This window comes from Nostoc sp., assembly GCF_036916735.1.
Classification (GTDB): domain Bacteria; phylum Cyanobacteriota; class Cyanobacteriia; order Cyanobacteriales; family Nostocaceae; genus Nostoc.
Genome location: NZ_JBALFV010000025.1, coordinates 94,263 through 114,645, shown reverse-complemented (window position 1 = coordinate 114,645; position 20,383 = coordinate 94,263). Strand labels below are relative to the sequence as shown.

Sequence of the window (20,383 nt, the reverse complement as noted above, 5' to 3'; positions counted from 1 at the left end):
TTATACAGTTACTACTTTGAGCGAGGAACTGACGTGGGGAAGCTTATCTCCTGGTTCAAGCGAAGACCAACTAATTTGAGTGACTCTGGCAAGGAGGAACAAATGAGAGCTTACCACCAGCACATCTGGCGCAGGCGAGGCAGTTACTGAGCAAATGAAAATTTTTCCATCTAGGATGAAAGCTAATCAGGCAAGTCGCGGTAAACCACTCTATCGTCGCATCTGGTTTTGGGCAGGCTTGGGTTTAGGTGGTGGGATAGTCGCCTTTATTTACGGCATCAGTTTAATAGATCGGACTTTGCCAGATCAGTCCGAGTTGAATGCCGTGGCTCGAGAACAAACACTGACCATCAAAGCTGCTGATGGAACCATATTACAACAACAAGGTGAAACGGGTAGAGAACAGCTAAAGCTGGAACAAATACCAGATAATTTAAAAAAAGCTTTCATCGCCTCAGAAGATAGAAGATTTAAGCAACACAATGGATTCGATCCCCAAGGGATTGTGAGAGCGGGTTTGAATAATTTGCGATCGCAAGGTGTGGTTGAAGGTGGTAGCACCATCACCCAACAGCTAGTGCGGATTCTGTTTTTGAAACAAGAACAGACGGTCTGGCGCAAACTCAAGGAAGTCCGCCTAGCACAAAAAATGGAGAATGAATTAACCAAAGATCAGATTTTAGAGCGTTACCTAAATCTGGTTTATTTGGGAGGTGGAGCTTATGGTGTGGCAGATGCATCCTGGGTATACTTTAGTAAAACGCCAGACCAGCTTTCTTTAGCCCAAATGGCAACGATTGCTGGATTAGCACCTGCTCCTAGCTTATACGCTCCAGACAAGAATCCTGAAGCGGCAAAACGGCGGCGGGACTTGGTATTGCAACGGATGCAAGAAGATAAAATAATTACGCCAGAACAAAGGCAGGCAGCAGTCCAAGAACCACTGATTCTCAAAAGCAGTTTACCCAAGCGACTGGAAGTAGAATCACCCTACTTTACCAGTTACATCCAAAAAGAATTGCCGAAGTACGTTTCTCCTAACGTGCTAAAAAGTGAGGGATTAGTAGTAGAAACCACGCTGAACCCGACTTGGCAGAAAGTCGCAGAAGAGGCAGTTGCCAAAACGCTGCGAAATCAAGGAAGCTGGGAGAACTTTAAGCAAGGAGCAATGGTAGCCATTGACCCCCGCAACGGTGAAATTAAGGCAATGGTTGGGGGAAAAGATTTTGGTAAAAACCAGTTTAATCGGGTTACTCAAGCACAACGGCAGCCAGGATCGACATTTAAAGGGTTTGTATATGCTACTGCGATCGCTAGCGGTAAAAGCCCGTATGATAGCTACGAGGATGCGCCCTTTGTCGTAGATGGTTATGAACCGAAAAACTACAGCGAAAACTTCCACGGTTCAATGAACATGAGAGATGCCCTCACCCGCTCTGTTAATATTATTGCGGTAAAGGTGTTGATTGATGTGGGATTTACGCCAACAATTAAACTTGCCCATGATATGGGAATAAAATCTGAACTCAAGCCTACCTATTCTTTGGCTCTTGGCTCAAATGAAGTGAATTTGCTAGAGTTGACTAGCGCCTATGGCAGTTTTGCCACTCAGGGATTGCATTCAGAACCTCATGGTATTACCCGCATCCTCAACCGTCAAGGCAAGGTGATCTGGTCAGCTAATTTCAAGCCAGAACGGGCCCTTGACGCTGACAGTGCCGCCATCATGACTTGGATGTTACGCAACGTCGTAGAAGAGGGGACTGGTGCTGCTGCTCAATTAGGTAATAGACCAGTTGCAGGCAAAACCGGCACCTCCGACGAAGCCCGCGATTTATGGTTTATTGGTTACATTCCCCAGATGGTAACAGGCGTTTGGCTAGGTAACGATGATAACCACCCCACAGATGGCAGTAGTGGTAGTGCTGCTTACACCTGGCACGAATTTATGGAAAAAGCGGCAGAGGGGATGCCTGTAGAAAAGTTTCCCAAACGTCCCAAGTTAGAAGGTCGTAAAGGCATTATCAAAGCCCAGCCTCTCAAGCCCAAACAAGTGCTGAATCATTCTATTTCTTCAGATGATGATGACTCAGAAGGCCAAAGGGAAACTGCTAGAAATTCTAATTCTGAAGATAGTGGTTCATCTAGGAGACATAGAAGAAGGAGCTATTCTCAAGAAGAACAGCAATCGAGCGATTATACCCCAAGACGGAGAAGGCGCGATCGCACCGAAAAATCAAGTTCCAATAACTCTTCCTCAGAATCATCTCCTCCACGGCGACGATCTACAAGAGTACAATCTGATTCCTCTCCCCCGCCTCGAAGAACTAGGCGATCATTGCCTCCGGCAAATAGTTCCGGTTCTTCAGATTCTTCATCATCACAACCATCCTGGCGGGATAGACTTAGACCTTCTAATTGAGAAGTGAGCATTGGGCAAAACAGTGCTGAGTTAGGAGTAATTCTCCCCTCTTGCCCTGCCCCCTGCTCCCCATCGACTTTTCTATGCAATATGAAGTTGCTGAAACTAAACTCCAGAGGGATGTTAAGTGATACGCTCCTCATTCTATAGTGTGTCAAGTAGTGTTACTTAACATTGGAGAATATACTCATGCATATATTGATGCAGGCAGCAGATTCAGTTGCAACAGGTGGTGGTCAGTTTCCTTTTGCTTTCACCTTAGTGTATGTCGTTGGTTTTATTGCTGCTGTAACCATTGGTTCAATAGCTTGGTACAACTCTAAACGTCCCGCAGGTTGGGAAAGCAAAGAACGTCCTGATTTTGTGCCTAAGGTTGATAAAGAAGAAACTCCGGGTCTGGGCGATCCGAAGTCATAATTTAGTCATTAGTCATTAGTCATTAGTTATTAGACTATGCACTTTTGACTATGATTAGTTTTGCACGTCAACCCAACGCCGATAAAGCTTTTGAATTTGTTTAAGAAGTGCAGTATGAGCTGGTTGAGTTGAATCATTCGGTTTGGCTATATCCTGCAATTGGGTCAGGAGTCTGGCTTCTTCGACGGCAACTTCGCCATCGCTATAAATTAAGCCACTGATGGCTTCAATTAGATTTTCACAATCTTCATGACTGGGGCGATCGCCTAAATACTCCCGCACCCAGTCATAGCATTCTTTTGGCTGTACAGGAACTAATTCGTACAGCCAAGGCTTAATTTCTGGATCGTTAGCTAAACCTTTTGCTTGAGCGATTTCGCGGAGATATTGCCGTTCTTCTGGTTGGATTCTGCCATCGATCCAGGCGGCTCCAATCAGGATTTTAACTAAGTTTTTGACATTGTTAGGGGTAACCATTGCTGCCTCCTCTGGTAGATTCAGGCCTCCACCAAATCGTACAATCCTAAACAGTATTCATTCGGAATCATTGGTTTTTCTTAAGCGCACCATAAAAAAGCCATCCATGTCCTGTCTATGGGGCCAGACTTGAAACCAACCTTGAGGCGTGCTATGTGCAGAAGTAGGCAACTCAACGCCGCTCTGAGACTCAATTTGCCAATCGGGTGACCCAGCTAAAAATGCCGAAATTACTTCTTCGTTTTCTGCTGGATGCAATGTACAAGTGGCATAAACTAGTACACCACCAGGTTTGACAAAAGTTGATGTATGTGTTAATAATTCTTTTTGCAGTACCGAAAGTTCCCGGACAGATTCTGGTGTCTGTCGCCAACGAGCATCAGCATGACGGTGCATAGTTCCCAAACCAGAACATGGAGCATCAAGCAATACGCGGTCTGCGGTATTTTGAAATTGGTTGAAGTGACGACTGTCACCAGTGTAAGTTTGAATGGATTGTAAATTTAGCCGCCCCGAATTTTGTTGGAGTTTGCGAAGACGAGAAGGAGTGCGATCGCAAGCCCAAATTTTACCCTTATCCGCCATTAACTCAGCGATGTGGGTTGTTTTACCCCCTGGTGCAGCACAGGCATCAATTACCAACTCACCTGGTTGGGGGTCAAGCAAGTGACTTACCAATTGGGCACTACTATCTTGTACAGTCCACCAACCTTCTTTGAAACCAGGTAGTTTTTGAATTGACCCAGCACTACCAATCAATCGTAAAGCTTGGGGTAAATGAGGAATTTGTCTCACCAAAATAGCAGCAGATTGCAAAGCCGCCTCAACTTCTTCGATGGAAGTGCGAAGTGGGTTGATACGCAAGTCGATTGTTGGTGATTGGTTCATCCATTCACACAATTGTTCTGTCTCAACCAAACCCAGTTGTTCTAACCAGACTTGAATAATCCAATCAGGAAAGCTGTGTAAAATACCCAAGCGTTCCACTGGGTTTTCTGGAAGTTGTAACGGATCGGTGTGGAGAGATGAGGAGGATGAGGGAGATAAGGGACTGCTTTCTCCCCTTGCTTCCCATGCTTCCCCTGCTCCCCTTGCTCCCCCTGCTTCCCCTGCTTTTCTAAGATATTGGCGTAATAGACCGTTAACAAAACCCGTGAGTCCAGAAAAACCGTTTTCTTTAGCGAGTTGGACGGTGGTGTTAACAGCAGCTGAGGGGGGAATACGCTCTTGATAACGCAGTTGATAGAAACCCAGATGTAAAATAGTGCGGAGGTCTTGTGGTTGTTGATGAGATTTCTTTTTAGCAAGTTGATCAATGAGAGTATCAAGCGTGCGCTGCCTTCTGACGCTGCCATAAACCAATTCTGTCAGCAAGCGGCGATCGCTATCAGCCAAATTAACTTTTTGCAGCACTCTATCTAGAGCAATATCAGCATAAGCCCCCTTATGAACATCTCGCAGGGCAATAAAAGCTAGTTGACGGGAGTTTGTCATGGAAACTTGATTCAGGAGTCAAAAGGCTTTTGTATTCTAACTCCCAACTCTTTACTAATTCGTAATTCGTAATTCGTAATTGTCGGATTTAATTTTCTCTTGTTTATAGGTAGTTTTGTTTCAGTCCGAGTCTAAATTCCTGTTTGGAACTGTCTTTTAATTACGAATTATAAATTATAAATTACGAATTATTGCATATACGGGTCTACAGTGGCGATTTCAAGCTCACATGCTCTAGAAACCTGTTCTGCTGGTAATTTGCCAAAACTGATTAATGGTAAATAAGTGGGGTTTGCCATCAATTCTTTTGCCAATAAGAACCCAGTAATTGTCCAAGTTTGATATTTTCGAGCTTGTTTGCCAATTAGTCGCCCTTTCTTACCGTCGTAATATTCTGGCCATTCATCTGTACTGAGGCGACCTTGGGCAGTTTCAATAGCCTTTTGTGCAAGACTTGTTCTGTTAGTTTTCACCGCCGCCGCCGCTAACATCCACATTAAAACTGGCCAACTACCAGCATTATGATACGACCAGGGGATATTTTTGGGGTCACATCCAGTTACAATTCTGTATTCTTCATGTTCCAAAGCTGGGAAACAAATTTTCATTGGCATATCTCCCACCAAATCATCCCATCGTTCTTCAATGAGAGTCATAATTGCTTGTGACTGTTCTTCAGTGGCTAAGTCTGAAATAATTGCCATTAAATTTCCGAGCGAAAAGAAGCGAGTATCTAGCTGCGACGGCCCGACATTACCTGCTAAATAACCACCTTTTTTTGGCAACCACTTATCTAATTCATAATAGGGAACAGAATCTACATATATGTTGAACAGATTAACAGCACCCTTACCATATTCTTCACTTTTGAAGCGATAAATTGCATTCAGGCGATTAATATCTATCCAATAATGCTGGCGAATATGAGCGCATAAAAGAGGCAAACGGTTATCAATGGCTGCAACAATATCAGAATTTCCTTGGCAAATTAGCAGTTCACGAGATGCACGCAATGCCGTGTAAAAGAGAACTTGTAGTTCTATAGGATGCCCATAAATGCCCATCCGACGGTCAATCATACAAGCACCATCTGGAACCAACAGCGTTGGGTACATATCAAAACGATTTGCCAAGCAGATTTCCATAATTAACCTGATGCCATTTTGGAATTCAGGTTGATATGCTAAAGAAAAATCTTCTGTGGACATTACATAAGCACGCAATAAAATAATCCACCATAAGCAAGAATCTACAGGTGTAACTCTAGCGATCGCATGTTCACCAAAATCAGCCTCTAAATATTCTTGTCCATTATCTGATACAACTTTAAAGCTAGCTGGGATTAATCCTCGTCCAGGTTTATAGGCATCTAATGCCCTTTCTTTAGGTTGTAACTTTAAGGTTTCTTCTAAGAAATTACGAACAATATCTGTTCTACCTTTGATCAGAAAAATTAGAGCTGAAGATACAAAATCTCGAACAAAGCATTGGTCATAATTGAGCGCCTCTACAGATGCATCATAAGCGGCTACTGTCCCAACGGGACGCCCCTGATAATAGAGAATTGATTTTTCTAGTGTTCGCCACGCCTCTTCAACTTCTTTGAAATTTTCAGTAGTTTCCAATTCGTTTATGTGCATCGCCAGAATAGCTCCATTTGGATTGTGAATTTGTGGTAGATGCGTCTTCATTTATTATTTTGCCATTTTCAGCATAACAAAAACGATTCTTTGAATAGCAAATATAATTTGGAGATAAATTAATCAACTCAAAACAAATAAATCTGCTGACTCATGCAGCTTTATTGCTAGTTAATTTGCTTATAATAGATTACTCTTCTGGTGAATTTTAGTTATTTATCACCGCAAGCAGTAACATGATTTTAAAAACAGTTACACAAGATATATTTTTAGATTATTTATTGTTCTGTTTAATATACAGAATCTTTGCTTTATCAAATAAAAATATATCTTCAGTGCTGTTTAAGATTTGCATGAAGTTAAAACTGATTGCAGTATATTTACTTGAGCAGGATTAGTTTTTGACACTAAGAGATCAGATTATTCCCCTATAAACTAATAATTTATAACGTTTTTTCAAAATATGCAAGATAAATACTTGAAAAGTTCAGATGTCAATACTTCTCAAGAGTTATATATTTTACCTTACTGACATTTGTGAGCGTTTAACTACTCTTGGAATTCTTTATAAGCTTAATTAATTGCTTGCATTGAAGCTTTTGCAATCACAGAACTGTTGATATCATGATGATACAATCTTGCTAATCGAAGGTAGGCAAGTTTGACATCTTTGGGGCGATCGCTCTGATTTACACTCAAGACTTCCGACCATTCCCCAGATAGTACATCAAGATTAAATTTATCAAAGCTTGGTATTTGACTCCAAATTTTGATGCTTCCGCCATTACCGCCATTTACCAGCGTCTTGCCATCAGAACTGAAAGCAACAGGACTACAACCAGAGAGAGTTTGTAGTAGTTCCTCAGTGTAAAGGTTCCAAAATTTGATAATACCGTCTCTGCTGGCACTGGCGAGAGTTTTTCCATCAGGGCTGATGCTACAATTTTGCGTTAGCGAAGCTCGCCGAAGGCATCGCAGTTTCACAAATAGTCATGGGAATAATCCTTTTTCAGTTCTCTTGAATTTTTACTCAAAAATTTGACTAAATGTACGGCAGGGGCGACGCCGAATAGCCCGTCGTAGACATCACATTTTATGAGAATGTGGCAATGGCGATCGCGCTTGGCTAAAAAACTTTTAGTTGGATTCCTCAAAAAGAGACGGAAAGTTACGACGACCACTCACAACCAGTAGAATTTTGATACCATCATCTAATAATCTGTAGAAAATACCCTGCTTTTTCGTTCAGTTAGGATTTATTTAGGAAACACAGTAAGTCATATTCACACAAGATGCTGATTTTTTGGTGATTGTGAGTTGCTGTCAAACTTTCCTCTGTAACCAAGCAAAGACTTCATTAACAGAAAGCGTCAAATTCAAATCTTCTAACACTGGTAATATATCTTGTCCTGATAATAAATCTGGTAAAGAATTAGGCTGATAAACTAAAATACAACGTTCACTTGGATCAATCAACCATCCTAGCTGACTGCCATTTCTCAAACAGTGTAAAATATTTCCAGTTACTTTAGTTTGACTTTGAGCCGGAGAAAGAATTTCTATTACCCAAGCGGGTGCAAAATCAATACCACTGCTGATAATTTCACCGTTTTCATCCAGTGGGAGTTGATTGGTAGAAATAACAACTACATCAGGAACTACTGAACGATTACCGCAGGTACAGCGCAATTCAGGAAAGGCTTCGTAGTTACTGCCCAATGCATCAATTGCTGTAACTAAACGTTTTTGCAATAAACTGTGTTTAGCCCCTCCCATTGGTTTCTGAATTGCCTCTGCGTTAATATATTCCCAAGCTGGTGACTCCTCAATGTATGGAAGTTTTAAGAACTCTTCTAGAGTGGTGATTTCTGGAACTGTAATTTTTCCTTGCGTCAACCCAATATTTTTCATAATTCGGATTATAAGTAAAAGCGGGTCAGTCTTTGGAACAAGTAACATTTTAAGATTAAGATTGTTGTAGCTTTGCCTTTATAGTATCAGGGCAAACGCATCTAAATTACTCCTGATCACGACCAATCTTAAAAACCAAAGAAAAAATCTGCATTTCTCGTTTGATTTGTTTTCTAAGCCTAAAGCGATCGCCAAAAGCTTTGTCAATAAGCAGTAATTAATGCGACTATTTTTCAGCTTATTGATAATAAAAGGGTCTTGTTGACATGATGCGTTTGCCCTGTTTATAGTATAGGCTGAAGCCTTAACTTGTCTTGAGCAATCGCTTCTCAGCAGATACAGGACTTTAAATTTATACCAAAAAATTTAAAAAGTTAGGTCTGCCAACTCAGAAACTGATTTTTTAAATGCCCTTATAATCCTTTCACTTTTCTTACTTTTAACCAGCCGTTTTATATAGTTCATTAACTCGTTGCTATCTTTATTAGTCTTGAATCCAAAAATACTAGATGCTTGAGGCAACAAGCCTTTATTGTTGTACAGGCGTAGTGCAGCGGGATAATTCTGCTGGATTAGGATAGAATCTACTAAATTATTTGTCTCTGCATATAAAGACGGAATATCTATACTGCTAACCATATCATTCAATGCTTTTACAAGTTCTGACTCTCCAACAGCTTTGGCGTTGAATTTTAAGAAATTTTCTTCAATACGAGCTGCAACAATAGCAGATACAAGACGTTCCTTTTCTTTTTCCATGTGAGTAAATACTAATTTCTGGGTTTGCTCAACGAGGCTATTTGCATCTTCAGGTCTGTTTAAGTCTATTGCCACAGTACGCAATACATCTTCTGAAAGAAAAAGATTCTCAATTTCTGAGACATCAAGACAGAATATATCTCGCTGCTTTAAATATTGGACTTGTTCATCTGTTCTAAAGTCACGATCAATAATTCCTTTGCATTCAAGATTATGGAGAGTTTTAAGTTTCAAGAATGAGCAAGTTGAATGAATCACTTCTTCATGACCACCACATGGAGTCACAGTATAATTTTTAAACAAATGCGAGAAGAAGAAGTACTCCAAGCTATTTCTATCACCTTCGACAAATAAAATCGGTTTTCTGCTTCCTAGAATTTCTAGAAGAAGCCGTTCAGGAATATCTTCATTCTCAGGAATTAAATGCCAATCCCACTGATTGCTGTTATAGCTCTTAAGCCAGATTTTTGTAGCACTCACGCGAGTTACTGCAAAATCCAAGTCGTGGGTCAAATATACAAATATGCAATCTGGTCTTTCAGCTTCGACTGCATCCCACAAACTACTTTGTAATGCTCTATGTAGATGAAGTTCAGGTTCATCAATAACTAATATGCCGTTTTCTTTAGCAGCAAGGCACTGCCCAATAAGATAAAAGATTACGCGTTCTCCATCACTCATTTCAGAGGCATGATACGAAGTTCCACCATTTTTAGGGCGGGCTTCTATTTTTCCTGCGCCAATAATAAGCTCACGATGTGGAAGAACAAACTCCCAAATGCGTTTGATGATATCAAGCTTAGTTTCTGGAGGTATTTCTGGTTGCCCTTTAATTCTGCTCTGTTGCCGATATTTCGTACTTTTATCAAACTCTTCTGTAAATAAATAGGTGAGCAATTTATCATAATCACTCTGAAGAAATGTACTGGGCTTAGACTGCCATCTATGTCCAATTTTGTAATTTTCTAACTGTTCAGGCTCTATATTATGCTGATAATAGCCATAACGAAGGTTATTTTCAGCAGCATCAATCGAAGAAGTAGAACAGGATTCTGGTATCGAAAGGGATTTTTGCGCTCCAATTCGGTGTACCAAAGATTTTTGTGGTGATTCCAAATCAACCCAAGCGCCAAAACGTGTTTTACCTGAACCGTTAGCCCCAACTATGACAACACTCGATTTAACTTGTACTTCTGTCGAAGCCTGAGAATTTGAAATCGTTGATGGCAGACTCAGGCTGCGGGTTCCGAGCAAGTTAATATCTGTTTGCATAATGAGCTAATTCAATATATGAGTTAATGTTAACGAGTTTACACTGCCTAAGTAGCTATTACACGTAAAATTACCGTATATACACTCTATTAAAAATCATATCCATAATTTTTCTGGATATCATTCTCTAAAATCATGTAGATGCGTAATCCAAGATAAATAAAAAACAAAAAGCCCACTTGCGTGGGCTTTGCAAATCAATTAAGTTATTGCTTTGCTTACCGTTTCGCCAACTTCTTCGACATCTTCCTTAGACGAATCGATTGGGGTGTAACTTCCACTAATTCATCGGGGCCAATGTATTCCAAAGCACGCTCTAGGCTCATGTCTATCGGGGCTTGCAACTGAACCAATTCATCGCCACCAGCCGCGCGGTGGTTGGTTAACTGTTTGGTCTTACAGATATTCAATTCCAAATCTTGCGGACGATTGTGTTCGCCTACAATCATGCCTCTGTAAACCTTTGTACCGGGAGTAATAAAGAATGCTCCTCTATCTTCGGCGTTCCTCATGGCGTAGAAGGTAGAAACGCCTTCTTCAAAGGAGATTAAAACGCCTTTGTTACGGGCTTCAATGTCACCACTTAGTTGACGGTAGTCTAAGAAGCTGTGGTTCATGATGCCTTCACCACGAGTCATCCGCATGAATTCACCCCGGAAACCAATTAGTCCACGGGCGGGAATGACAAACTCTAACTGGGTGCGATCGCCACTACTTGGTTGCATATCTTGCATTTCGCCTTTGCGTTGTCCCAGGCGTTCAATACAGCTACCTACACCATCAACAGGAATGTCTAACACCAAGAGTTCATAAGGTTCGCAAGGTTGACCACTGACTTCGCGGTAAATTACCTGTGGCTGAGATACCTGAAACTCGAACCCTTCGCGGCGCATGGTTTCAATTAAGATACCCAGGTGGAGTTCTCCACGACCGGAAACGAGGAATTTATCGGGAGAATCGGTTTCTTCGACACGTAAAGCCACATTGGTTTCAAGTTCGCGGAAAAGGCGATCGCGTACTTGTCTTGATGTCACCAATTTACCTTCTTGACCAGCAAAGGGCGAATCATTCACCCAGAAGGTCATTTGCAAGGTTGGTTCATCCACTTTAATTAGTGGTAAAGCTTGGGGTTCGTTGGGGTCAGTAATCGTTTCCCCAATATAAGCATCAGCGAAACCAGCCACCGCCACAATATAACCTGCGGTTGCTTCTTCCAGGTCTACGCGCTTAAGTCCTTCAAAGCCCATCAACTTGGTAATTTTACCTTTGACAATGGTGCCATTTTCTGTTACCAAAGCCGCTTGTTGTCCTGAGCGGATAGTACCATTGTGAATTCTGCCAATGATAATCCGTCCCAGATATTCAGAATAATCTAGGGTTGTGACTTGTAATTGTAAAGGCTTATTGCTGTCGCCCACTGGTGATGGAACATGTTTCAGAATCGCGTTAAACAGAGGTTGCATGTCTACCGATTCTGCTTCTAAAGTTTCCTTAGCAAAACCTCCCATTCCAGAAGCAAATAGATAAGGAAAATCACACTGGTCTTCATCTGCTCCTAATTCCAAGAACAGATCCAATACTTTATCAACAGCAACGTGGGGGTCAGCTTGTCCACGATCAATTTTGTTGATTACAACGATGGGGCGCAGCCCTTTTTCCAAAGCTTTTTTCAGAACAAAGCGTGTTTGGGGCATGGGGCCTTCGTTCGCATCGACAATCAGCAGACATCCGTCAACCATGCCGAGTACCCGTTCAACTTCGCCACCAAAGTCAGCGTGTCCCGGAGTATCAACAATATTAATTAGTGTTTCTTTGTAACGAACCGCCGTATTTTTGGACAGAATAGTAATACCCCGTTCCCGTTCTAGGGCGTTGGAGTCCATAACGCAATCCGGAACGTCTTCGCCTTCGCGGAAAATGCCGGATTGTTTGAGGAGTGCGTCAACCAGCGTGGTTTTGCCGTGGTCAACGTGGGCGATAATGGCGACGTTGCGAATTGGGAGCGTCATAGAAGCTTTTAGTGAACTCTACAGGGGGTTTATAAGATTTACATTTGAATGCTAGGCTGTTTTAACAGAATTGAGGATGATCGGCAAATTCTGTAAAGAACCTTTAACAATTATAGCGTAATTGTCACAATTGCGGTGAGGTTTGTAAACGCGGCATAACGCAGAAAGTTAGGCAGCCTGAATCATCTGCTTGATATTTAATTATTTACGCGATCTACTTAGAAAAATTAACTTAGGTAGTTGAAGAGTAAATAAATTTATGGTTAAAACTTCTAAATACAGCTTTGCCTAAGTTCGTAGCGAATAGACTCTAACAAACTCTGCACCCCTCTGCCTTTAAACTAAACTCTCAATTGGTCACAAATTTATGAAACTGTGTACTTAAATATCTTCTCTTGCGTAGATTAATTTAATTTAATCAATAATTGATATCGGTATTTTGAAATTTTGAATAATTACTTAAGCATTAGGACAGCAATTTAAAAGTGGTAAAAACAGGTTTAAAAAATTGTATTTTTCATCACGATTTTTAACTACATTTTAACATACATCTTGCACCAATAAAAATTGATGTAATTTATTATGCAGTAAAAAAATAAAATCCTTGAGTCAGCGATAAAAATGAGGTAGCTTTATCGCGCATCTTTTTACTTTACCTGTGGTTGTACGTAAAGGTGCAAGATATGAATATAGATAATATTATAGTTCAGCAGATACAGACTACTTCTACACTACTAATTTTAGTGAGTTGGGTGGTAGAAATGGGTATATGTTTGAAGGTATTGCTGGTTACGTTATTCCTAACTAAGGCGTAACTTTGCCAATTAATTATTATATGTTGAATTAAGATTTTGGCACTAATCAAAATTTCAATTCAACAAATACTAGCTTATCCTTTTGACCCTTGAAAAAGGAATCAAACGGATAAATAAACTATAAAACTATAATTTTAACTTTATCTATCTGTGAATAGAATGCAGATTTAAATAATATCTATATAAAAATATAAATCGGAACAAAAGTTTTTGTTTATCTACCCTGAGTTTTGAAAGCGATCGCTCAAAAGAAAGATGGAATCTCCCTAATCTATGTGCCAAGGTTATATCAATAAGAATTACGAACACTTTGCCGAGGATAACTAGGATTTTCGGACTTTCTATATCCGCTAAAAAAAGTTAGTTAAACAAAAACTCCCAGCACATAAATAAGCGCTGGGAGTTTTTGTTTACAAATTTTGCTGATAGTATTTATAAGCGGTGTATGCCATAGTTACAACACCGGTGAGAATGGCAGATTCATCGACTTCAAATTGGGGATGGTGTAATGGGTAGTTAATCATTCTTTCTTTGTAGCCTACACCCAAGCGAAACATCGAACCAGGGACGTGTTCCAAATAAATAGAAAAATCTTCAGATCCAAGGGAGGATTCGGGTAAGACTTGAACGCGATCGCTACTCCAAGCTTCTTCTGCGGCTGATTGCAACAATTGCGTCAAGGTGTAATCATTTTGGACGCTGGGTACACCCTGGCGATAATTGACTTGATACTTTGCCCCGTAGGTATGGCAAACATTAGATACAATGTTTTCAATCCAGTTGGGGAGATAGGCACGGGTTTCGGGATGGAGCGATCGCACGGTTCCCAATAACTGCACTTTATCAGCAATTACATTTGGCGCTCTGCCACCATTAAATTTCCCTATGCTCAAGACTAGAGGACGCAAAGGATTTTGTGTCCGGCTAATGGCTTGTTGCAGTGCAGTAATCACTTGGCAAGCAATCCAAATTGCATCAATCGCCTCATGGGGACGCGCCCCGTGCCCAGATTCTCCCATAATCAGAATCTCTAAATCATCAGCAGCGGCTGTCAAAGCCCCATAACGCACGCCAATAGATCCTGCGGGTATAGAAGGGAAAACATGAACCCCTAATAGAGCTGAGACGTTTTCCATCGCTCCATCTTTCACCATCCAGCTTGCCCCTTGAGCAATTTCCTCCGCTGGTTGAAATAAAAACCGCACTTTGCCACCCAACTCCTGTGCCACTTGAGATAGCACCATTGCCGTTCCTAACCCCACTGTGGTGTGGACATCGTGACCGCAAGCGTGCATAATACCATTTGCACGAGAGGCATATTCTAAATTAGTGCCCTCTTGAATTGGCAAGGCATCCATATCTGTGCGAATTGCCAATAAACGTTCATTTTGGCTAGTACCTTGTAGTTCTCCAATGACGCCCGTTTTGCCAACTCCTTCTTGTACGTGCAGACCACTGGAAGACAAAACACCAGCCACGAAAGCTGCTGTCTGGTACTCCTGGCCGCTGAGTTCTGGGTGAGAGTGGATGTGGCGGCGAATTTCAATTAAGCGGGGCGCTAGTTTTGCTGCTAAGTCTTTAATACGGGTAAGCATCGATTTAATTAATCTATAGGCTTTTTTCCCATGATAAAGAACTGTTAACAAATAAAATGCTTTTGCTATACAACGATAAGCCAAGCAAGAAGCCGACGAGCAGGGAAAGATGAGGTAGATAAGGGAGAAATAATCAATGCCCCATTCCCTACTCTGAGTTTATTTTGAATAACAGGTTGTGCCTAAGGTATTTTCGGGCTTAAACTCGTTACATGCTCTAAGATTTTGACGTTCTAACGACCAGCTATAGGGTTTGTCGGAGGTAACGACACCATTAGCCATAGTTGTTAGTCGGAAGTTAGCCCCCCGAAAATTGGTAAACTGCAATTTGGCATCTTTTAAGTTTGCTGCTTCCAAATTAGCGCTGATGAAACCGGCATTAGACAGATCGGCATTTTCCAGAGATGCTGATTTCAAATTTGCACCTGTCAAGGAAGCACCAGTGAGATTGACCGAATTTAAAACCGCACCTTCTAAATTTGCACCAGTAAGATCGGCATTTGTAAGATTAGCTTGAGATAATGTAGCACCACTCAAGTCAGCCCCCCGCAAATTTGCTCCAGTTAGATTCAGTGTAGTAAGGTCAGCACCACTCAAATTACATCTAGGACAGGTACTTGTTGCCTTGAGCTGATCCAAATCTAGCTGATTTAATGCAAGGGCTTGCTCTGCAAACCCAAAACAAGCTAACAGGGCAACGGTAGCAACAATCTTAAGTTTCATATTTTTTACAGATATCACAATAAATCACAAGTGACACATATTATGTATTGCCATAGTTACATATCTTTTTACAGATATCCACAAAAATGACAAGTGACGCATATTGCGTACTGTCATACTTACATATACTGCCTCTCCAAGGAACAACAGGGATGAAGCATTGATTAAGAAGCTGTAAAAATACTATAAATTCTAATGGTAAGACTACTCAAACTGAAATATAGGCTATAGAATCAAGTCGTAAGGAACTATACCGAATCTCTTATAGACTACTATATATGTGATCCCCCTAGCTCGATGAAAAACACGACTAGGGGGATCTTGTTTTTGGACATTGGATTAACTGTTAATTATTTAAGCAAGCACATTGAGGTCGCAGGGGGGCAAGGGAGCAGGGGGAGAGTTCTTGTACAAGTTCTTTCCCCTCTGCCCCTCTACACCTCTGCACCTCAAGCTTGTGAGAAAAGCAGGTAATGCAATAACAGAGATTAAAAAAGACTGAACAAAGGTTTTAGTCCACTTGAGTGGACAGTAGCTCTAATCCGCTAAAATTTATTTCTAGGTGGACGATGATACTAATCGAGAATGTTGCAAAATCTCAGTTGTTGCGGAATTTTATCTTAATTGTTTATTGTAGTTGGAAATGTTTATTTAGCAAGACAATAACCTATTAAACCAATTTGCAATGGGCAACTTTTGGATACACTAAAAGCGAACGCCCCGCTACGCTCTAAGCAAAGCTATGCCGCAGGCTTTACGCAATTTGGAATTACGTTTTGTGACGGGGATTTAGATTTAGGTTTCCATTCGCGCTGCTTGATAGAAGCTATGTAACTCAAACCCCCAAACTAGGTTAAATTTTCATTGCATTTACAGGCAATTGATTTATTTTCGCTTTTTTTACTCTTATAGTATAAATAGTTATCTAAAAAAAGAGTATCATGTTGTACAAAAAATCTGGGACTTGCCTAACAGTATTAACTTACTTGAAAAAGTTTAGACAAAATACCAGCATTCCAGAAAATTGATTGCTATATTAGATTAAACAACTATTCTGGCAAGGATTAAAAAGCTGTGCGGGATGATTTACAGGGCTTGGAAATTAGTCAGGAGGAACTGCAAAAGCTGACTAATTTACCTGTCAATAATCAACTTTTAATCATTACAAACCCTCTGAGAAAACTAGTAAAAATATACATTCAAAAAATTAAAAGCTCCGAAGGAGCAACTGTAATTTTTATTGGGTTTTCTTTATTTGTTTTTGCTTATCTTTTATTTGATATTTTTATAAAACTATTTGTATCATGGATAACAATTTCATCCTGGACATTATTAATTATCTTATGTCTTTGGATTGGTGGTTTTACACAAATTATATTATATTTAATCTGGAAAAGTAGAAGTAAAATTGTTAAATATAACATGACAAATTCTCTGCAAATTCTGTTAAGCGATGTTGAAAGATATAATACTGTTATTAAAGCAATAGATATCAATGACCAAATAGAAGAAGCAGGTAATCCAGAAGTGCTTATAAAGGAAAGAGAGAATGTTATTGAAGCGCTAAAGCTCACCAAATCAGATTTAGTTCGCGCTTTGAAGACAGAAAGAATTTTGAGAGAAAATAAAAGCTTTATCCTTAGTAATACAGAGCTATTCGTCAACAATTTAGCAACCTTAACAGCCATGCAAGTAAATGAACAGGCTACTGAGCATGGAAGATTACTCAATGAAGCTTTACAGATTGCATTAGATGTGCAACACGAAATGAAAAGATTACAGACTCAGCGTTAAGATAATTCGTAATTCGTAATGATCTTTCTAGACAGGGGGTTTTTGCTGGAGGAAAGAGATTTAAATTAAACTGCCACAAGGGTTTGAGAGCAAATAAATTTATTTATGCCCAAAAGTAAAAATATTTATTTCGAGATGTGTAGCACAAGAAATAATACATCCTTGGTTTAGCAGCCCTAAATTTATGTATGGGGATTCCCCCCTGCTCTCATCAAAAACTGCCCTTTTCCTTTTATTGACTTCCAACCTACTCACCAGATATCCTCAGTGGCTTTTTCTATAATCTTTCCCAGGGTTGCGATCGCCGGTCTAACATAAAGAATATCAAGCAAGCGATCGCTTATCAGCATGGACTGGAAAGAAGTTAGAGGCAACTGGGTAATCATTCCCCGAAATCCCATAGGTATCATCCATTTTTTAGGAGGTGCATTTGTCGCCACTGCACCGCACATCACTTATCGCTGGTTACTCGAACAATTGGCAAGTAAAGGTTATGTTGTAATTGCTACGCCTTTCGTCAACACATTGGATCATACTGCGATCGCAAAATCTGTGCTGCTAAATTTTGACCGCACCCTCGAACGTTTACACGATTCTGGTGCATTAAGCAAGCTTTACTACCCTATTTACGGCATTGGGCACAGTATGGGCTGTAAACTTCACTTGCTGATTGGTAGCCTCTTTAAAGTAGAACGTGCAGGCAATATTTTAATATCCTTCAACAACTACGCCGCTAAAGAAGCTATCCCCTTAGTAGAACAATTCAATTCTACTTTGAAAATCGAGTTTACCCCGTCACCATTAGAAACCAACCAACTTATCCAAGAGCGTTATGACATCAGGCGCAATTTATTAATAAAATTTAGCAATGACACCATTGACCAATCTGCAGCTTTAACCAAAATCTTACAAGAACGCTTTGATCAAATGGTGACAACACAAACCTTACCAGGAACTCATACAACACCTCTAGGTCAAGACATTAAATGGCAAACTGGAACATCTTTCACCGCCTTTGATGCCTTAGGGCAATGGTTCAAACAAGAAGCATACCGCGACTTGAACCAGCTAAAAAATACTATCCTGTTGTGGGTGAACCCTGTTGCGCCCCCATAATGTTTTATGGCTATTGAAAAGTCATGAATTCGACAAAAAAATAAAAATGAGTTAGTAGTATTAATATACATATATTACTAACTCATTAGCCCATAAAATATTTTTATATTCTATTTTTACAGCAATTTATTAATTAGTGTATATTAAACCTTCTATGTTTCAAATATTAATAATCGATGATGATTATTCAATAAAAATACTTTTGAAAAGGATGCTGGAAAAACAGGGTTATGAGGTAGTTACTGCCAGTAGCGGTGAAGAAGGAATAGAAAAAGCACTGGTTTATCGTCCAGCACTAATTATTTGTGATTGGATCATGCCGGGGTTAACTGGTCTGGAAGTCTGCCACCACATTAAGAAAGATCCCAAATTTTCCACCACATTCTTTATTTTATTAACATCTTTAGATTCAGTTGCTGATTGCGTCAAAGGTCTAGATGCTGGTGCTGATGATTTTATTTCTAAACCTATCGAGCATAATGAATTACAAGCACGGGTAAGAGCGGGATTACGTCTGCATCAGTTGAGTAGAGATTTGCAGGCTCAAAAGTTGCTTTTAGAATCAGAAATGTCAGAAGCCGCAGAATATGTGCGATCGCTACTGCCTTTTGCCATGACTGAACCCTTCAATATAAATTTCCGATTCATTCCCTCGCGGCAACTCGGTGGTGACTGTTTCGATTACTATTGGCTTGATGCTGATTATCTAGCAATTTACTTACTTGATACTGCCGGGCATGGACTCAAAGCTACTCTTCCGTCTGTTTCAGTCCTAAATCTACTGCGTTCCCGTGCGCTCAAAGACCTAAATTATTATCAACCTAGCGATGTGTTGAAGGCTTTGAATGACACCTTTCAGATGAATTATCAAAATGACAAATACTTTACGATTTGGTATGGAGTTTACAACCGAACCAACGGCCAGTTAATTTATGCTAGTGCAGGTCATCCACCAGCAGTTCTAGTAACTGGCACATCTCCAAGAAAGTCTAAAGTTCAACTTTTGAAAACCCCCGGTATGCCAGTTGGGATGTTTCCAGAAGCAAAATATGTTGATGGATTTTGCAATATTGAAAAATTCAGTACTCTTTACATTTTTAGTGATGGTGCTTATGAAATCACTAAATCAGATGGCATACTTTGGAGTTTGGATGCTTTTATTCAGTTACTAGTTAGCTTACAAAATCCCGTTGATTGCCAACTCGATCACGTACTGAGTTATTTAATCGCTCTGAACTCCAAAGATGCTTTTGATGATGATTTATCTATCTTGCAAATTAAGTTTGATTAATTAAGTATTTGAGACTAAAACCTGATTAAATGCGTCTTGACTAGGAAATATTTCAAATACTTTATCCATATTAGTCAGTTCAAATAATATCCTGACTTGCTCATTAATTGAGCATAGAACAAGCTTAGTATCTGCTGCACGTAAGGTTTTAAAAGCTAATACTAAAGCTCCCAAACCGGAACTATCCATAAATGTTACATCTTGGAAATCAACTAACACAATTTTTGTACCAACTTTTAAACTTTCAGTAATATTTTGTCGAAAGTCTTGTGAAGTTGTGGCGTTTAAATTGCCGACGAGCTTAATAATTTTCACTTGTTCTATCATAATTATGTCATGTTGATTTGTGTAAATGATGCTTTCTTAGATTTTGCTATTATATACCCATCATAGAAAATTTAAAAATGCTTACAATAAAAAATGATAGTTTGCTACTGAAGACTTATTGATAAGTACTCCGAGAATAAGAAAATCTAAACATATTTATATTATTTGTTAATCAAAAACTAATTTTTATTTAACTAAATATTGTCTGATTAGTAGCAAGTGACTGACTAAAAATAACAGAGATATATCTTCTCTTTAGAGCTTAATATTGAACTACAAGTAAAAGTTCCAACTTTTCGGATAATTTGTTAAAGATTTTTG

Annotated in this window: 14 protein-coding genes and 1 pseudogene; 5 read left to right on the top strand and 10 right to left on the bottom strand. The window is 39.9% G+C overall.

From position 1 onward, the window contains the following. Positions 1 to 146 precede the first annotated feature (146 nt). Positions 147 to 2,422 (top strand): annotated as a pseudogene (locus V7L20_RS06445) (transglycosylase domain-containing protein). 189 nt (positions 2,423 to 2,611) lie between these two features. Beyond that, positions 2,612 to 2,839 (top strand): photosystem II assembly protein Psb35, encoded by a 228-nt coding sequence (psb35, locus tag V7L20_RS06440; RefSeq protein WP_229495704.1) that lies wholly within the window; start codon positions 2,612 to 2,614, stop codon positions 2,837 to 2,839. 54 nt (positions 2,840 to 2,893) lie between these two features. On the opposite strand, the gene V7L20_RS06435 is transcribed toward psb35, so the two are convergent. From V7L20_RS06435 to V7L20_RS06395, 9 genes are all read right to left on the bottom strand, one after another. Beyond that, a complete protein-coding gene (locus V7L20_RS06435; RefSeq protein ID WP_334743258.1) occupies positions 2,894 to 3,316 on the bottom strand; it encodes a tellurite resistance TerB family protein in 423 nt (140 codons plus the stop codon). Positions 3,317 to 3,373: 57 nt separating this feature from the next. Continuing rightward, positions 3,374 to 4,810: a 16S rRNA (cytosine(967)-C(5))-methyltransferase gene (locus V7L20_RS06430; protein WP_334743257.1), complete on the bottom strand. Its 1,437-nt coding sequence runs from the start codon at positions 4,808 to 4,810 to the stop codon at positions 3,374 to 3,376. 188 nt (positions 4,811 to 4,998) lie between these two features. Further along, entirely contained in the window at positions 4,999 to 6,450 is a 1,452-nt protein-coding gene (locus tag V7L20_RS06425) for a glycoside hydrolase 100 family protein (RefSeq protein ID WP_334743276.1), read from the bottom strand. A gap of 573 nt (positions 6,451 to 7,023) precedes the next feature. Next, on the bottom strand, positions 7,024 to 7,434 hold the full coding sequence (locus V7L20_RS06420) for a hypothetical protein (RefSeq protein ID WP_334743256.1): 411 nt from the start codon (positions 7,432 to 7,434) through the stop codon (positions 7,024 to 7,026). 339 nt (positions 7,435 to 7,773) lie between these two features. Continuing rightward, positions 7,774 to 8,361 carry a Uma2 family endonuclease gene (locus tag V7L20_RS06415; RefSeq protein WP_334743255.1) on the bottom strand — a complete coding sequence of 196 codons (588 nt, stop codon included), beginning with the start codon at positions 8,359 to 8,361 and terminating at the stop codon, positions 7,774 to 7,776. 366 nt (positions 8,362 to 8,727) lie between these two features. Further along, complete coding sequence (locus V7L20_RS06410) at positions 8,728 to 10,392, bottom strand: DUF4435 domain-containing protein (RefSeq protein ID WP_334743254.1); 1,665 nt, start codon at positions 10,390 to 10,392, stop codon at positions 8,728 to 8,730. Between the two features lie 218 nt (positions 10,393 to 10,610). Continuing rightward, positions 10,611 to 12,401, bottom strand: a complete 1,791-nt coding sequence (gene typA / locus V7L20_RS06405) for a translational GTPase TypA (RefSeq protein ID WP_334743253.1) — start codon at positions 12,399 to 12,401, stop codon at positions 10,611 to 10,613. Positions 12,402 to 13,626: 1,225 nt separating this feature from the next. Next, on the bottom strand, positions 13,627 to 14,811 hold the full coding sequence (locus tag V7L20_RS06400) for a M20 family metallopeptidase (RefSeq protein WP_334743252.1): 1,185 nt from the start codon (positions 14,809 to 14,811) through the stop codon (positions 13,627 to 13,629). A gap of 159 nt (positions 14,812 to 14,970) precedes the next feature. Further along, positions 14,971 to 15,534 (bottom strand): pentapeptide repeat-containing protein, encoded by a 564-nt coding sequence (locus V7L20_RS06395; RefSeq protein WP_334743251.1) that lies wholly within the window; start codon positions 15,532 to 15,534, stop codon positions 14,971 to 14,973. A gap of 1,074 nt (positions 15,535 to 16,608) precedes the next feature. Between V7L20_RS06395 and V7L20_RS06390 the strand changes: the two genes are divergently transcribed. From V7L20_RS06390 to V7L20_RS06380, 3 genes are all read left to right on the top strand, one after another. Further along, positions 16,609 to 17,328 carry a hypothetical protein gene (locus tag V7L20_RS06390; RefSeq protein ID WP_334743250.1) on the top strand — a complete coding sequence of 240 codons (720 nt, stop codon included), beginning with the start codon at positions 16,609 to 16,611 and terminating at the stop codon, positions 17,326 to 17,328. Positions 17,329 to 17,676: 348 nt separating this feature from the next. Beyond that, the gene (locus V7L20_RS06385) at positions 17,677 to 18,444 is read left to right on the top strand and encodes a DUF1350 family protein (protein ID WP_334743249.1); all 768 of its coding nucleotides are present in this window, start codon (positions 17,677 to 17,679) and stop codon (positions 18,442 to 18,444) included. Between the two features lie 154 nt (positions 18,445 to 18,598). Continuing rightward, positions 18,599 to 19,735, top strand: a complete 1,137-nt coding sequence (locus V7L20_RS06380; RefSeq protein WP_334743248.1) for a PP2C family protein-serine/threonine phosphatase — start codon at positions 18,599 to 18,601, stop codon at positions 19,733 to 19,735. On the opposite strand, the gene V7L20_RS06375 is transcribed toward V7L20_RS06380, so the two are convergent. Further along, positions 19,736 to 20,062 carry an STAS domain-containing protein gene (locus V7L20_RS06375; RefSeq protein WP_334743247.1) on the bottom strand — a complete coding sequence of 109 codons (327 nt, stop codon included), beginning with the start codon at positions 20,060 to 20,062 and terminating at the stop codon, positions 19,736 to 19,738. Between the last annotated feature and the right edge of the window lie 321 nt (positions 20,063 to 20,383).

What these genes read in the sequence shown, in the direction of transcription:
- psb35 (WP_229495704.1), top strand. Translation starts at nt 2,612, where the DNA reads ATGCATATATTGATGCAGGCAGCAGATTCAGTTGCAACAGGTGGTGGT.
- V7L20_RS06435 (WP_334743258.1), bottom strand. Translation starts at nt 3,316, where the DNA reads ATGGTTACCCCTAACAATGTCAAAAACTTAGTTAAAATCCTGATTGGA.
- V7L20_RS06430 (WP_334743257.1), bottom strand. Translation starts at nt 4,810, where the DNA reads ATGACAAACTCCCGTCAACTAGCTTTTATTGCCCTGCGAGATGTTCAT.
- V7L20_RS06425 (WP_334743276.1), bottom strand. Translation starts at nt 6,450, where the DNA reads ATGCACATAAACGAATTGGAAACTACTGAAAATTTCAAAGAAGTTGAA.
- V7L20_RS06415 (WP_334743255.1), bottom strand. Translation starts at nt 8,361, where the DNA reads ATGAAAAATATTGGGTTGACGCAAGGAAAAATTACAGTTCCAGAAATC.
- V7L20_RS06410 (WP_334743254.1), bottom strand. Translation starts at nt 10,392, where the DNA reads ATGCAAACAGATATTAACTTGCTCGGAACCCGCAGCCTGAGTCTGCCA.
- typA (WP_334743253.1), bottom strand. Translation starts at nt 12,401, where the DNA reads ATGACGCTCCCAATTCGCAACGTCGCCATTATCGCCCACGTTGACCAC.
- V7L20_RS06400 (WP_334743252.1), bottom strand. Translation starts at nt 14,811, where the DNA reads ATGCTTACCCGTATTAAAGACTTAGCAGCAAAACTAGCGCCCCGCTTA.
- V7L20_RS06395 (WP_334743251.1), bottom strand. Translation starts at nt 15,534, where the DNA reads ATGAAACTTAAGATTGTTGCTACCGTTGCCCTGTTAGCTTGTTTTGGG.
- V7L20_RS06385 (WP_334743249.1), top strand. Translation starts at nt 17,677, where the DNA reads ATGGACTGGAAAGAAGTTAGAGGCAACTGGGTAATCATTCCCCGAAAT.
- V7L20_RS06380 (WP_334743248.1), top strand. Translation starts at nt 18,599, where the DNA reads ATGTTTCAAATATTAATAATCGATGATGATTATTCAATAAAAATACTT.
- V7L20_RS06375 (WP_334743247.1), bottom strand. Translation starts at nt 20,062, where the DNA reads ATGATAGAACAAGTGAAAATTATTAAGCTCGTCGGCAATTTAAACGCC.